Here is a 13,710-nt window from a genome sequence, read left to right on the forward strand (position 1 = left end):
GTTGCCTAGACAACGCCGATCATGGACGCCCTCGCGTCTACTTGCGGTCCCACATCCCTTGGAATCGATCATCTAGGCAGAAACCACCGGTCCCCTGCGGGTTCCAACGATCCCCGCGACTCCCTGAATTCAGGGAGTCGCGGGGATCGTGGCTTTCGAGGACATGGCGGTGGATTCGTCACGCGAGGCCCTGCGGCCGGAAACGCGGACGAGCCCCGGCCGATTGGCCGGGGCTCGTCGGGTGAAGCGGGATCAGGCGATGTCGAACCGGTCGAGCTCCATGACCTTCGTCCAGGCGGCCACGAAGTCACGCACGAACTTCTCGCGCGCGTCCTGGCTGGCGTAGACCTCGGCGAGGGCGCGCAGCTGGGAGTTGGAGCCGAAGATGAGGTCGACCGCGGTGGCGGTCCACTTCACCTCGTCCGTGGCCAGGTCGCGGATCTCGTACACGTGCTCGTCGGTCTCCGACGCCTTCCACCGGGTGCCCGGGGAGAGCAGGTTGGCGAAGAAGTCGCCGGTGAGCACGCCCGGCCGGTCGGTGAGGACGCCGTGCGACGCGCCTCCGACGTTGTTCCCGAGGGCGCGCAGGCCGCCGACGAGGACGGTCATCTCCGGCGCGCTCAGGTTCAGCATGTAGGCACGGTCGATGAGCAGCACCTCCGGCTGGGTCTTCTCGCCGGCGCGCAGGTAGTTACGGAAACCGTCCGCGCGCGGCTCGAGGACCTTGAAGGAGTCGACGTCGGTCTGCTCCTGGGTGGCGTCGGTGCGGCCCGGCCGGAACGGCACGGTCACCTCGACGCCCCCGTCGCGCGCCGCCTTCTCGACGGCGGCCGAGCCGGCCAGCACGATCAGGTCGGCGAGCGAGATCTTCGCCCCACCGGCCGCGTTGAACTCCTGCTGGATGCCCTCCAGCGCGCTCAGCACCGTCGCGAGCTGCTCGGGCTGGTTGACCTCCCAGCTGCGCTGCGGCTCCAGGCGGATGCGCGCGCCGTTGGCGCCACCGCGCTTGTCGGTGTGGCGGAAGCTCGCGGCGGAGGCCCAGGCGGTGGAGACCAGCTGCTCGACCGTGAGGCCCGAGTCGAGGACCTTCGCCTTGAGGGCGGCGACGTCGGCGTCACCCACCAGCTCGTGGTCGACGGCCGGCACCGGGTCCTGCCACAGCTGCGGCTCGGCGACCCACGGGCCGAGGAAGCGCTCGATCGGACCCATGTCGCGGTGCAGCAGCTTGTACCAGGCCTTGGCGAAGGCCAGCGCGAACTGGTCGGGGTTCTCCAGGAAACGGCGCGAGATCTTCTCGTACGCCGGGTCGACGCGCAGCGACAGGTCGGTCGTGAGCATCGTCGGCCGGTACTTCTTCGACGCGTCGAACGGGTCCGGGATGATCTCCTCGGCGTCCTTCGCGACCCACTGCTTCGCGCCACCCGGGCTGGTGGTCAGCTCCCACTCGTAGCCGAACAGGATCTCGAAGAAGCGGTTGCTCCACTGCGTCGGCACGTCGGTCCAGGTCACCTCGAGACCGCTGGTGATCGTGTCGCCGCCCTTGCCGCTGCCGTGGGTGCTCAGCCAGCCCAGGCCCTGCGCCTCGATCGGGGCGCCCTCGGGCTCCGGGCCCACGTGGTTGTCCGCGACACCGGCGCCGTGGGTCTTGCCGAAGGTATGGCCACCGGCGATGAGGGCGACGGTCTCCTCGTCGTTCATCGCCATCCGGCCGAAGGTCTCACGGATGAAGTGCGCCGCCGCGGCCGGGTCCGCGTTGCCGCGCGGGCCCTCCGGGTTGACGTAGATGAGGCCCATCTCGGTCGAGCCGACGCCGGCCGCCATCTCCTTCTCGGAGGCGTAGCGCTCGTCGCCGAGCCAGGTGTCCTCCGGGCCCCAGAAGATCTCCTCGGGCTCCCACACGTCCTCGCGACCGAAGCCGAAGCCGAAGGTCTTGAACCCCATCGACTCCAGGGCCACGTTACCGGCGAGCACCAGCAGGTCCGCCCAGGAGATCTGCTGGCCGTACTTCTGCTTGACCGGCCACAGCAGGCGGCGGGCCTTGTCCAGGTTGGCGTTGTCCGGCCAGCTGTTGAGCGGGGCGAACCGCTGACCACCGTCACCGGCGCCGCCACGGCCGTCCTCGATGCGGTAGGTGCCCGCGGCGTGCCAGCTCATGCGGATCATCAGGCCGCCGTAGTGGCCGAAGTCGGCCGGCCACCAGTCCTGCGAGGTGGTGAGGACCTCGGTGATGTCCCGCTTGAGGGCCTCGACGTCAAGCTTGGCGAACTCCTTGGCGTAGCTGAAGTCCGGCCCGAGCGGGTTGCCCTTGTGCGAGTGGGCGTGCAGCACCGAGAGGTCGAGCTGGTTCGGCCACCAGTCCCGGTTGGTGCGCGGACGACCACCGGTCTTCGGGGTCGGCGAGTCGATCGCCGGGTTCTCGCTCTCGCTGCCCTGGGCGGTCACCGAGTCGTGCGCGACCGGGCAGCCGGCCGCGGCCTTCTGGTCCACGCCCTGCGCGCTGGTGGGGACGTTGTCCTGGGTGTCGCTCATGTACTTCCTTCCGAACTGGCGGATCGCTGGGAGATGCGGTCGGCCGCGCAACCGGGGCAGGTGCCCCAGTAGACGACCTCCGCCTCGTCGACCACGAAGCCGTGGTCGTTGGAGGCGGTGAGACAGGGTGCGTGGCCGACGGCGCACTCGACGTCGGCGATGGCGCCGCAGGAGCGGCACACCACGTGGTGGTGGTTGTCCCCCACCCGCGACTCGTAGCGGGCGGTCGCGCGGGCCGGCTGGATGCGCCGTACCAGACCCGCGTCGGTGAGCGCGCGCAGCACGTCGTACACCGCCTGGTGGGAGATGGTGGGGTGGTCCGCCCGGACCAGCGCGATCACCGTGTCGGTGTCGACGTGGGGGTGGTCCCGCAGCACCGCGAGCACGGCCAGCCGGGGTCGCGTCACTCGTAACGAGACCCCTCTCAGCTGCGCTTCGAGGTCGGACATCACGCGCTGAACACTAGCTCACTTTTCTGGAACAGATCAAGTTTTCGCCGATCCCGCGCCTCGGCGTGGCGTCGGAGGGTCCGGAAAGTCTCCGGAAGTTCCGGCCGACATTCGTCGGATGTTGTCCGGCGGTCGATCGGCCACCACCCTCACCGTCGCCACCCCTGATCGATCACTGACCTCGGAAGATGGGCGCACCTTCGAGCGCGGTGGCGCGCTGGTCGCCGCCGCAGACCTTCCGGAAAATGTTGACAAGTGGACGACCTGCTCAATACCGTCCCCATTGACGACGCTCAATCGCCGTCACCGTCCGCGCCGCGACTGCCACCTCCGGTCGTCGTGCGGAACATCCGGTCTACCACCACCACGCGGTACGACTCCGTGGCCGACAGTCCGCCGGGTCGCACCGCACCGCTGGCCCCGCGCCAGCCGTGACGAGGAGGAAACACCTACATGATCGACACCGACCACACTCCCACCGCAGCACCGCGGCGCGGCCGGATACGGCTGCTCCTCGGCGCCGCCTGTGCGGTCGTCCTGGCCGTCACGGGCACGGTCGCGGTCACGGCCACCAGCGCGTACGCCGAGGCCGACCGGACGCTCACCTCGAGCCTGACCGGCACGCACAACGGCTACTACTTCTCCTTCTGGAAGGACGGCGGCAACGCCAGCATGACGCTGCGCGAGAACGGCCGGTACTCCAGCAGCTGGGACCGCAGCACCAACAACTGGGTCGGCGGCAAGGGCTGGGCCACCGGCTCGCGGCGGACGGTCAGCTACTCGGCCAACTACAACCCGGGGAACAACAACACGTACCTCGCCCTGTACGGGTGGACGCGCAACCCGCTCATCGAGTACTACGTGGTGGAGAACTTCGGCAGCTACAACCCGAGCAACGGCGCCACCCGACTGGGCACGGTCACCACCGACGGCGGCACCTACGACATCCTGCGCAGCCTGCGGACCAACGCCCCGTCGATCGACGGCAACCAGACGTTCTACCAGTACTGGAGCGTCCGTCAGAACAAGCGCTCGAGTGGCACCATCACCACCGCCAACCACTTCGACGCCTGGGCCCGTGCCGGCCTGAACCTCGGCACCAACCACGCGTACCAGATCATGGCGACCGAGGGTTACCAGAGCGCCGGCAGCTCCGACGTGACCGTGTCCGAGGGCAGCGGCGGCAACCCGACCTCCGGACCGACCTCCGGGCCCACCACCGGCAACCCGGGTGGCGGCAACTGCAACGCGACGCTCTCCGCCGGCCAGCAGTGGGGTGACCGGTTCAACCTGAACGTCGCGGTCAGCGGCACCAACAACTGGATCGTCAGCCTCAACCTCAACGGCGGTCAGTCCATCCAGAACAGTTGGAACGCGTCCGTCAGCGGCACCAGCGGGACGGTGACCGCCCGACCGAACGGCAACGGCAACAACTTCGGGATCACGATCATGGCCAACGGCAACTGGACCTGGCCGACGATCAGCTGTCGAACGAGCTGACCCGCACCGACGCACCACGTCCCGGCCCCCGCCGCCACGCGACGGGGGCCGGGCCCTGCCCGGGCACTCACGAGTACACGAGGTGCAGCATCATCCCGGCGTCGGCGTGCCCCAGGTTGTGGCAGTGGTTGGCCCACATCCCCGGGTTGTCGGCCCGGAACGCCACCTCCCACACCTCACCGGGCCGGACGTCGAACGAGTCCAACCAGAGTGGGCTTCCGGTGGCCGGCCGCCGGTCCCGGGACAGCACGAGCACGTGATGGCCGTGCAGGTGCCACGGGTGCACGGTCTGCGACCGGTTGACGATCGTGAACCGGACGACGTCGCCGGGGTGGACGACCTGCGGCGGGATGTCCGGATCGGCCGCGCCGTTGACGGTGTGGGCGTAGCGCGGGAGCAGTCCGCGCAGGTCGAGACCGCGATCGAGGACGAGCGTGAACGTCCTGTCGAACCGGGACCAGGGCGTCGGGGCCGGCCGGCCGTAGGTGAGCGGATTCAGTACGGGCCACCCGTCGGTCGCCGTCGACCGCACGCCGGTCGAGTAGACCCGGCGTCCGTCGACGTACAGCGCCACCGGTGTGGCCGGGGCACTGAACACCAGGTCGTAGCGACCTCCGGCCGGGATCAGCACGGCGGTGTCGCGCAGCGGCGTCGGCCCAGCCAACTCGTAGCCGTCGATCGCGACGACCCGGAAATCGGTTCCGGCCAGAGCGTAGCGGTGCGTGGTGCTGTCCGTGTTGATCAGACGCAGCCGGACCGGAACGCCGGCCTCGACCTGCTCCACCCGCGCGTCCGGCAGCGGACGACCCCCGAGGGTGTGCACCGGCACCGTCACGTCGAGGCCGCTCGTCGGGCCGGGACGCACCACGAGGACGCCGTAGAGGCCCATCCGCACACCGACGTCGGACACCGAGTGGGTGTGGTACCAGTACGTGCCGGCCTGGTCGGCCCGGAACCGGTAGACGAACTCCTGGCCCGGCAGCACCGCCGACTGCGTCACCCCGGGGACCCCGTCCTGGCTGTTCGGCACGTCGTACCCGTGCCAGTGCAGGGTGACACCCCGGTCGATGTCCCGGTTGCGAAGCGTGACCTCCACGACGTCTCCGACGGTGGCGGTCAGCTTCGGCCCGGGTACCTGCCCGTCGAACGCCCACGCCGCGACGTCGTGGCCACCGACGCGCACCGTGGCGGTACCGGCCGTCAGGGTGAACCGCCGGGTGGGTTCGTCGGGGATCCGGGCCGGCGGGTATCCGTGGTCGTGCGGCGCGGCGGGCGCCGGGCCCGGGGTGACGGCCAACCCGGTGCCGGCCAGCAGCGCCGACACCGCCACCGCGACCGCCGCCCGAGACACCGCGCGGGACGGGCGCGCGTCGAGCAGACGCCACGAGACCGCCGTCGCCGCGACGACCCCGGCGACCGCGAGCAGCCCCACCGACGCCGACACCGGGTAGCCGTGCAGGACCGTGACGAGCAGGGCGGCGCTCAGGGCGTACCCCGCGAAGAGGAGCGGCACCGCGACGGACCGGATGTCGCCCGCGGCGCGCAGCAGCCGCGGCCCGGCGACGGCGACCGCCGCGAGCGACAGCGGCGCGGCGACGACGACCTTCTCCGCGGCGAACCACCAGCCGACGCGCGCGAGCGCGAGCACGGTCGTCGCGCGGGCGAGCGTGGCGAGCAGCGCGACGGTGGCCAGCGCGAGGGCGAGGGGCCGACGCCGGACGGCCGCCGCGACCCCGCCACCCAGCCATCCGGCGGTGGCCAGGACCGCCAGCAGGAGGTCCGCCGTGAGCAGCGAGGCGGTGGTCATGCCGGCTCCCCCTGGGGTACGACCACAGGCGCGTCGCCCGTCGGCGTCCCGGCGGCCAGCCGGCGCGCTCCCCGCATGACGCCGACCACGACGTGCACCGCGACGATGCCGTTGACCGCGTGCAGGCCACCGATGACCAGGCCGAACGGCGTGCTGACGCCGACGGCGTCGGTGCCGGCGTTGGCGAGCATGGCCAGCAGCGCCTGCAGGACGACCAGGCCCAGCGGCAGGACCGCCAGCCCGACGAGCCGACCGGGTGCCCTGGCCAGCGCCGCGAACAGGACGGTGAGCAGGGTGAGGACGGGGATGACCGCCATGCCGTTGACGCTGTGCAGGGCGTACGCGCCGTCCCCGGCGGGCTTGGTGAACCCGCCGACCGCGGCGAAGACGAACTGGAGGGCGAACGCGGTGAGGAGCACGCCGCTACTGATGACAAATGCCTTTCGCATGCTGGGCTCCTTAGAGCTGCGCCGAGGTCAACGCCCGGGCGACGTGGTCGGTGGCGGTGATCGCGCCGTACGCGACGATCCGGACGAGGTCGGCGTCGGCGGGGTGCGACAGCCTCCACAGGGCGACGTCGCCCGGGCTGACCGCGCTGGGCGAAAACGCCGCCAGCAACGCGATCCGCGTTCCGACCCGGTCCCGGCCGGGCACGTCCCGGACCAGGTCGACGGCCCAGTCCGCGGGCCGGGTCGGGAACCGTCCGTCCTCCCAGCGCACGGTGGCCGTCACGGTCTGGCGGGCGACGTCGCCCAGCAGCTCGCCGCCCCGGTTGGCGGCGTCCCGCAACGACGCGTACGCGACCCCGACCGGGCTGTCCCCCGCCCAGGCCGGCGGCGGGGTCGTACCAGTGTGCAGGAGCCCGAGGCTGCGTCCGGGCTCCTTCGGTTCCCGGGCGGATCTGGCGTACAGCCGGCCACCGACCGACCGCACCAGCGGGGCGCGTTGCAGGCCGCCGGGGAACAGGTCGGGGTCGAGCAGCGCCGAGACCACCCGGTTGACGAAGTGGAACGCGAGCAGGGTGCCGGTGAGCTCGGGGCCGTACGGGCTGGTCCAGTCGCCGGCGCGGGGGCTGCGGCTGGCCTCGGCCCAGCGGGCGAGTTCGGCGTGTGCCGGGTCGGACGGCGTCTCGCCCCGGGCGACGACCTCGGCCAACCCGTGCTCGCCCAGGGCGTGCAGCAGCAGCACGTGGGCGTCGAGGCAGAACTGACAGCCGTTGGCCCGGGACACCACCGCCGCGACGAGTTCCCGGTCGACCCGGGACGTGTCGCCGGCGAGCAGGGCCTCGCGCATCAGCGACCAGGTCGCGGCCAGCGCCTCGGGCACGGCCGAGAGCGCCTGGAAGGTGGGCAGCGGTCCGAGGAAGTCCTCGCGTAGCTGCTGGTAGACCTCCGCGGTGCGGCCGGTGGCCGCCCTCGTGGGTACGGGGGTGAAGAAGCGGTATGTCATGCGATCGATGCTCGTGGCGATGGCCCGTCAAGACGTCGTGCCGGCGCAGACACTTCGCGCCGCCGGGATACCACGACCGTGGTAGGCCTGATCTACCGCGCGCGCGGGACGCTCCACCAACGACGACCGTTCTACAGTGCGACCATGCGCCGCGACCTGCCGTACGTCCTCAGCGGCCTCGCCCTCGGCGGTCTCCTGCTCGGCAACGCCGCGCTCGCACCGGACGCCGCGACGGTCGGGGCCCTCGACGTCGCCCTCGTCCTCGCCATGGCCGCAGCCCTCGGGGTGTGCCGGCGGCATCCGGTGCTCGCGCTGGGCGTGGTGACCGCCGCCATGCTGGCCCTGCACCTCCGGGTGCACCCCGGGGTGTCCGCCGCCTTCCCCGTTCTGGGTGTGGTCTACGTGACCGCCTGGCGGGGGCACCGCGCGGCGGCCGCCGTGGCCAGCGTCGCCTTCCTCGGTGGCTTTCTGGCCCGCGACGTCTCGGCGGCCCCGGTCGACCGTCCCCACCAGTTGATCGCCGAGCGGACGGCCCTGCTGCTGGGATGGTTCGTGGCGGCGAACGTCGCCGGGCTGATCGGCCGGCAACGCCGCGCCTACCTGGAGCAGGTCGAGCAGCGGGCCGTCGAGGCCGAACGCACCCGCGAGGAGATGGCGTTGCGGCGGGCCGGCGAGGAGCGGCTGCGCATCGCCCGGGACCTGCACGACTCCCTGACGCACAGCATCTCGGTGATCAAGGTGCAGGCGGGGATCGCCGTGCATCTGGCCCGCAAGCAGGGCGATGAGCCCTCGGCCACGCTACTGGCGATCCAGGAGGCCAGCGCCGCCGCGATGCGCGAACTCCGCACCACCCTCGACGTCCTCCGCGCGCCCGACGACGACCGCGTCGGGCTGGCCCGCGTCGACGAACTCGCCGAACGGACCCGTGCGGTCGGCGTGCCGGTCCAGGTGACCGTCACCGGCCGGCCACGGCGTCTACCGGACGAGGTCGACCAGGCCGGTTACCGGGTCGTCCAGGAGGCCCTGACCAACGTGGCCCGCCACGCCGGTGCCGCGACCGCACGCGTGCACGTCGAGTACGCGCCGGCCGGGCTGACCGTCGCGGTGAGCGACGACGGGCAGGCGTCGCCGGCCCTTCCCCCGACGCCGGGGGTGGGACTGCGCGGTATGCGTGAGCGGGTCACCGGACTGGGCGGCACCCTGCTGGCCACCGCCAACGACGACCACGGGTTCACGGTGCGGGCCACGTTCCCGCTGGACGGGCCGGCATGACCGGACGGTCGCACCGATGATCCGGGTCCTGCTCGCCGACGACCAGGCGCTGATGCGGGCTGGCTTCCGGGCCCTGCTGGCCGCCGAGGACGACCTGGAGGTCGTGGGCGAGGCCACCGACGGCGCCTCGGCCGTGCAGCTCGCACGACGTCTACGCCCGGACGTCGTGCTGATGGACGTGCAGATGCCCGGCCTCGACGGGATCGAGGCGACCCGGCGCATCGCCGCCGATCCCGACCTCGCCGCCACCCGCGTCCTCATCCTCACCAACTACGGGCTCGACTCGTACGTCTTCGCCGCCCTGCGCGCGGGCGCGAGCGGTTTCCTCCTCAAGGACGCCGACCCCGCCGACCTGTTGCAGGCCGTCGCCGTCGTGGCCGGTGGCGACGCGCTGCTCGCGCCGGCCGTGACCCGCACGCTGATCAGCGAGTTCGTGGCCGGACCACCGCCGGCCGTGCCGACGGCCGGTCGGGACGTGCTGACCGCCCGGGAGCAGGAGATCGTCGAGCTGGTGGCGCGAGGGCTGACCAACGACGAGATCTCCCAGCGCATGGTGATCAGCCCGTTGACCGCCAAGACGCACGTGAACCGGGCCATGACGAAGCTGCACTGCCGGGACCGCGCCCAGCTGGTCGTGTGGGCGTACGAGTCGGGACTGATCACGCCGCGCCGCCGGTGACCGTGCCGTCACCGGCGGCGCGACGCGAGCCGGTGTCAGGACCCGATCGCGATGGCGAAGACGTGCATCGTCGGCACGTTCGCCGCCGCCCGTGCGCTGATGTTGGGCAGCACGACCTGGGTCACCGCCTTGTTCTGCAGCGTGACGCCCACGTAGTAGATGCACGCGGCCGTGGCCTGTCGACCGTTGTTGGGCCGGTTCTGGTACGCGGACACGATGGCGGCGGTCGCGCCGGACACCGGGCCGCCGTACCAGTCGGGCGTGCTCAGGGTGAACGTCTGGCGGGTCCCGTCCGCGTACACCACCGTGCCGGTGCCCGACACGGCCCCGTAGGTGCCGGTCACGAGGAAGCCGAGCGTGCTGCCGGTGCCGCTGATACCGAGGGTCTGGCCCGAGGCGATGGCGTTGTCGGCCGTGCCGGGACTGACGTTGGGCCAGCGGAAGTTCACCCCGTTGCGGCTCACCGTGCCGCCCGGGCTCGCGCCGGCCTGCGCCAGGGCCTGCGCCGACAGGGAGGCACCGTTGCCGTCGAAGTTGCCGACGTTGGTGTTGCTGTCGTTGGTGATGCCCGCGTTGGTGAAGCTCTGCTCCAACGTCGGCGTGGTGGCGCCCGTGCTGGTGACCCGGTAGGTGCGCCCGGCCTGCACGGTGACCTCGACCAGGTCGGACTCGACCCGGGTGACCCGGGGCGACGTGCCGTCGGCGGTGTCGACGACGCTGACGGTGCCGGTCAGGAACCGCGACCGCAGGCGGACGGTGCCGGCGCGGTCGGGCCGCACCAGCACCTCGGTGGCGGCGCCGCTCGCCCACGTGATGCTGACCGTGTGCCCACCACGACCCCGCAGGCCGGACACCCGGCCGCTGGGCCAGGCCGGCGGCAGCGCGGGCAGGATGTGCAGCTCACCGATGTGGCTCTGGAGCAGCATCTCGGCGATGCCGGCGGTCGCGCCGAAGTTGCCGTCGATCTGGAAGGGCGGGTGCAGGTCGAACATGTTCGGGGCGAGCCGGGCGGTGGTGGCGAGGTAGCGGATCAGGTCGTGGGCCCGCTTGCCCTCCTCCATCCGCGCCCAGAAGTTGATTTTCCAGGCCAGCGACCAGCCGGTGCCGTCATCGCCGCGCAGCGCCAACGTACGGCGGGCGGCCTCGAACAACTGCGGGGTGCCGCGCTTGGTGATCTGGTTGCTGGGCGCGAGCCCGTACAGGTGCGAGATGTGCCGGTGGTTGGGCTCGGTCTCCACCCAGTCGTAGAGCCACTCCATGATGTTGCCGCGCGAGCCGACCTTCATCGGGGGGAGGCGGTCCCGGGTGGCGCGTACCTGGGCCCGGAAGGTGCTGTCCACGTCGAGGATCTCGCTCGCGCGGGCGACGCCGTCGAAGAGGTCCCGCAGGATCTGGTTGTCCATCGTGGGACCGGCGCAGACGCTGGCGTTCGAGTGGTGGCTGAGTTCCGGTGAGTTCGACGGGTTCGTGACCAGGTAGCCGAGGGTCGGCTCGGTCACCAGGGTGTTGAGGAAGAACTGCGCGGCGCCCTTCATGGCCGGGTAGTTCGTCCGCAGGAACTCGATGTCACCGTTGAACTGGTAGTGGTCCCAGATCAACGTGGACAGCCAGGCGCCGCCGGTCTGCCACATACCCCAGAACGCGCCGTCCACGACGGCGGTGGCCCGCCACGCGTCGGTGTTGTGGTGGGTGACCCAGCCACTCGCGGAGCCGTACTGCACCTGGGCGGTGCGGGCTCCGGCGACGGCGAGTTCCCGGACCATGTCGAAGACCGGGTTGTGGCACTCGGCCAGGTTGGTGGTGTTGGCCGGCCAGTAGTTCATCGGCAGGTTGGCGTTGATCGTGTACTTCGAGTCCCAGGAGGGGTTCAGCGAGTCGTTCCAGATGCCCTGGAGGTTCGCCGGCTGGGTGCCGGGCCGCGACGACGAGATCAGCAGGTACCGCCCGAACTGGAACAGCAGCGCGGAGAACTGCGGGTCGTTGACGCTGTTGTGCTGGGCGATCCGGACATCCGTCGTCTGGTCGGCCGCGGAGGTGCGGCCCAGGTCGAGGGTCACCCGTCCGAACAGCGCCTGGTAGTCGGCGACGTGCCGGGTGCGCAACTGGTCGTAGCTGTAGGCGCGGGCGGCGCTCAGGCGCTGCCGCGCGATGCCCCCGTAGTCGCCACCGACGTTGCGGTAGTTGACGTAGCTGGAGCCGATCGAGATCAACAGAACCACGCTGGTGGCGTTGGTGACCCGCAGGGTGCCGCCCGAACTGGACACGCTGCCGCCGGTGACGGTGGCGTTGGCCAGGGCGAGGAAGCGGACCTGACCGGTGACGCCCTCCTGGCTGCCGGAGACGCCGTCGAGGCCGATCGTCGTGCCGTCCGGGCTGGACACCGTCGTACGCTGCGGGCTGTCGAAGGTGGCCGTGAAGCTGATCGAGGTGGCGCGGTCGGCGGTCAGCCGCATCGCGATGACCTGGTCCGGCGCGCTCGCGAAGACCTCACGCTGGTAGCGGATGCCGTTCAGGACGTATGAGGTCGTGGCCGTCGCGGTGGTGAGGTCGAGCGTGCGGTTGTGCTGGGACGCGCCGCTGGCCGACCCGAAGGCGAGCCGGAGGTTGCCGACGGTCTGGTACGCCAACTGCCCGCCGGGGTTGCCCATCATGGTCTGGTTGATGAGGTCCTGGGCCTGAGTCCACTGGTTGGCGTTGACCAGCCGCCGGATCTCCGGCAGGGCCGCCGCGCCCCGGGTGTTGCTGGGGTCGTGCGGGCCGCCGGCCCAGACGGTGTCCTCGTTGAGCTGAAGTCGCTCGGCGTCGACGTTGCCGAACACCATGGCACCGAGCCGGCCGTTGCCGATCGGCAGGGCCCGCAGCCAGTCCGTGCCGGCGCCCTCGTCGTACCAGAGGGCGAGGTCGTTGGCCGCCAGCACCTGCGGCGGCGCGACGGAGTCGGCGTTGGCGGTCGCCGTCCACGGCAGCGGCAGCAGGGCGCCACCCGCGCCGGCCGCACCGATCTTGAGGGCCTGCCGCCGGGTCAGGTCTGACATCGATCCTCCAAACGGTGACCGGTGCGGCCACCCAAGCGCGACAACGACGACCCCCGATAGTGGATCCGCGCGGTGACACCGGCCCGGCTGCGCAGGCCGTTTGGCAGACCCTCGGACGCGAAACGTCCGATGTGTTTCGGGAAGATTACTCCGGTGTCACGCAATAGGCAACGGTCGATCGCTGCGGATCAGCGCTGCCCCGGCGGCATGTGTCGGCCGGCGCGCGACCGGGTCGGAAGCGGGGCCTGGATCGACGCGGAAGACGGGTGCACGCGTCCGACAAGCGGTCGGGCATACATCCGATGATTACGGCAGCCGTGCCCGCAGCGGCCTCAGTGGACCGGCGGGCGCGGTTGGGCGTCGCTCACTCGGGCAGCGTCGCCCCGGACTTCTCGGCCACCAGGTACGTCGCGTACCAGTCCGGCCAGTTGTCGTCCCGCTCGCCGGTGCGCTCCTCGTGCGCGCCGTGGGCGGCCGCCGCGCGCCGCAGCGCGTCCGCCAGGTCGGTCGCCGACCGGTACGACGTCAGGTCGCCCTCGACGCGCCCGGGCAGGCGGGTCGTGATCTCCTGCATAAGCCAGGTGTTGCCGTCCGGGTCGCGGAACGTGGCGCGCGAGACGTAGCTGCGGCGCTCGGGGTCGAGGCCGTCGGCCGGCCCGTCCGGGGTCACGTGGAAGACCGGACCGACCTCGACGCCGGCCGAGACCAGCGCGTCGCGGGCCGCCTCGATGTCCGACACGACCAGGTACGCCGTCGCCGAACCCGGCGTGGCCGACGTGAGCTGCTCGCCGAACTGCACCGAGCACGCGGAGCCGTGCGGGGTGAACTGGACGATCCCGGGCGGCGTCTGGTCGAGTCGCCAGCCGAGGCCCTGGTAGAACCGCTTGGCGCGGTCGACGTCCGACACCGCGATGACGATCACCTCGACCTTGACGTCGAGGCTCGCGAGGCCCGGGTCGCCCCGGCCGGCCTTCGGACTCATCGCGACCT

The 13,710-nt window shown here is 71.5% G+C and carries 10 protein-coding genes; 3 read left to right on the top strand and 7 right to left on the bottom strand.

Annotated elements, in window-relative coordinates; all coding sequences use genetic code 11:
* Positions 1-252: 252 nt before the first annotated feature.
* Both katG and ACLQ25_RS04235 read right to left on the bottom strand, forming a co-directional pair.
* A complete protein-coding gene (katG, locus tag ACLQ25_RS04230; RefSeq protein WP_425729225.1) occupies positions 253-2,529 on the bottom strand; it encodes a catalase/peroxidase HPI in 2,277 nt (758 codons plus the stop codon).
* Positions 2,526-2,978 (bottom strand): Fur family transcriptional regulator, encoded by a 453-nt coding sequence (locus ACLQ25_RS04235; RefSeq protein ID WP_396833082.1) that lies wholly within the window; start codon positions 2,976-2,978, stop codon positions 2,526-2,528. The genes katG and ACLQ25_RS04235 overlap by 4 nt, the downstream gene beginning before the upstream one ends.
* Positions 2,979-3,431: 453 nt before the next feature.
* Between ACLQ25_RS04235 and ACLQ25_RS04240 the strand changes: the two genes are divergently transcribed.
* Complete coding sequence (locus tag ACLQ25_RS04240; RefSeq protein ID WP_425729227.1) at positions 3,432-4,478, top strand: glycoside hydrolase family 11 protein; 1,047 nt, start codon at positions 3,432-3,434, stop codon at positions 4,476-4,478.
* 67 nt (positions 4,479-4,545) lie between these two features.
* On the opposite strand, the gene ACLQ25_RS04245 is transcribed toward ACLQ25_RS04240, so the two are convergent.
* Genes ACLQ25_RS04245 through ACLQ25_RS04255 form a run of 3 tightly spaced genes read right to left on the bottom strand, consistent with a single transcriptional unit; the run spans position 4,546 to position 7,734 of the window.
* Positions 4,546-6,285, bottom strand: a complete 1,740-nt coding sequence (locus ACLQ25_RS04245; RefSeq protein ID WP_425729229.1) for a multicopper oxidase family protein — start codon at positions 6,283-6,285, stop codon at positions 4,546-4,548.
* Positions 6,282-6,734, bottom strand: coding sequence for a DUF6220 domain-containing protein (locus ACLQ25_RS04250; protein WP_425729231.1), 453 nt, complete (start codon positions 6,732-6,734; stop codon positions 6,282-6,284). The genes ACLQ25_RS04245 and ACLQ25_RS04250 overlap by 4 nt, the downstream gene beginning before the upstream one ends.
* A gap of 10 nt (positions 6,735-6,744) precedes the next feature.
* Positions 6,745-7,734: a carboxymuconolactone decarboxylase family protein gene (locus ACLQ25_RS04255; protein WP_425729233.1), complete on the bottom strand. Its 990-nt coding sequence runs from the start codon at positions 7,732-7,734 to the stop codon at positions 6,745-6,747.
* Positions 7,735-7,878: 144 nt separating this feature from the next.
* Here ACLQ25_RS04255 and ACLQ25_RS04260 point away from each other — a divergent pair, with 144 nt between their 5' ends.
* Positions 7,879-9,006 (top strand): sensor histidine kinase, encoded by a 1,128-nt coding sequence (locus ACLQ25_RS04260; protein ID WP_425729235.1) that lies wholly within the window; start codon positions 7,879-7,881, stop codon positions 9,004-9,006.
* A 16-nt stretch (positions 9,007-9,022) separates the two neighbouring features.
* Positions 9,023-9,685 (top strand): response regulator, encoded by a 663-nt coding sequence (locus ACLQ25_RS04265; protein ID WP_425729237.1) that lies wholly within the window; start codon positions 9,023-9,025, stop codon positions 9,683-9,685.
* A gap of 35 nt (positions 9,686-9,720) precedes the next feature.
* Here the strand turns inward: ACLQ25_RS04265 and ACLQ25_RS04270 are convergent, their stop codons facing one another.
* Positions 9,721-12,720 carry a glycoside hydrolase family 95 protein gene (locus ACLQ25_RS04270; protein ID WP_425729239.1) on the bottom strand — a complete coding sequence of 1,000 codons (3,000 nt, stop codon included), beginning with the start codon at positions 12,718-12,720 and terminating at the stop codon, positions 9,721-9,723.
* A 364-nt stretch (positions 12,721-13,084) separates the two neighbouring features.
* Positions 13,085-13,702 (bottom strand): VOC family protein, encoded by a 618-nt coding sequence (locus ACLQ25_RS04275; RefSeq protein ID WP_425729241.1) that lies wholly within the window; start codon positions 13,700-13,702, stop codon positions 13,085-13,087.
* Between the last annotated feature and the right edge of the window lie 8 nt (positions 13,703-13,710).

Source organism: Micromonospora sp. DT44 (genome assembly GCF_049841635.1).
In the GTDB taxonomy this organism is placed as follows: Bacteria; Actinomycetota; Actinomycetes; order Mycobacteriales; family Micromonosporaceae; genus Micromonospora.

Excerpts from the sequence above, each read along its gene's own strand:
- katG (WP_425729225.1), bottom strand. The coding sequence starts at position 2,529 with ATGAGCGACACCCAGGACAACGTCCCCACCAGCGCGCAGGGCGTGGAC.
- ACLQ25_RS04245 (WP_425729229.1), bottom strand. The coding sequence starts at position 6,285 with ATGACCACCGCCTCGCTGCTCACGGCGGACCTCCTGCTGGCGGTCCTG.
- ACLQ25_RS04270 (WP_425729239.1), bottom strand. The coding sequence starts at position 12,720 with ATGTCAGACCTGACCCGGCGGCAGGCCCTCAAGATCGGTGCGGCCGGC.
- ACLQ25_RS04255 (WP_425729233.1), bottom strand. The coding sequence starts at position 7,734 with ATGACATACCGCTTCTTCACCCCCGTACCCACGAGGGCGGCCACCGGC.
- ACLQ25_RS04265 (WP_425729237.1), top strand. The coding sequence starts at position 9,023 with ATGATCCGGGTCCTGCTCGCCGACGACCAGGCGCTGATGCGGGCTGGC.
- ACLQ25_RS04275 (WP_425729241.1), bottom strand. The coding sequence starts at position 13,702 with ATGAGTCCGAAGGCCGGCCGGGGCGACCCGGGCCTCGCGAGCCTCGAC.
- ACLQ25_RS04240 (WP_425729227.1), top strand. The coding sequence starts at position 3,432 with ATGATCGACACCGACCACACTCCCACCGCAGCACCGCGGCGCGGCCGG.
- ACLQ25_RS04260 (WP_425729235.1), top strand. The coding sequence starts at position 7,879 with ATGCGCCGCGACCTGCCGTACGTCCTCAGCGGCCTCGCCCTCGGCGGT.
- ACLQ25_RS04250 (WP_425729231.1), bottom strand. The coding sequence starts at position 6,734 with ATGCGAAAGGCATTTGTCATCAGTAGCGGCGTGCTCCTCACCGCGTTC.
- ACLQ25_RS04235 (WP_396833082.1), bottom strand. The coding sequence starts at position 2,978 with ATGTCCGACCTCGAAGCGCAGCTGAGAGGGGTCTCGTTACGAGTGACG.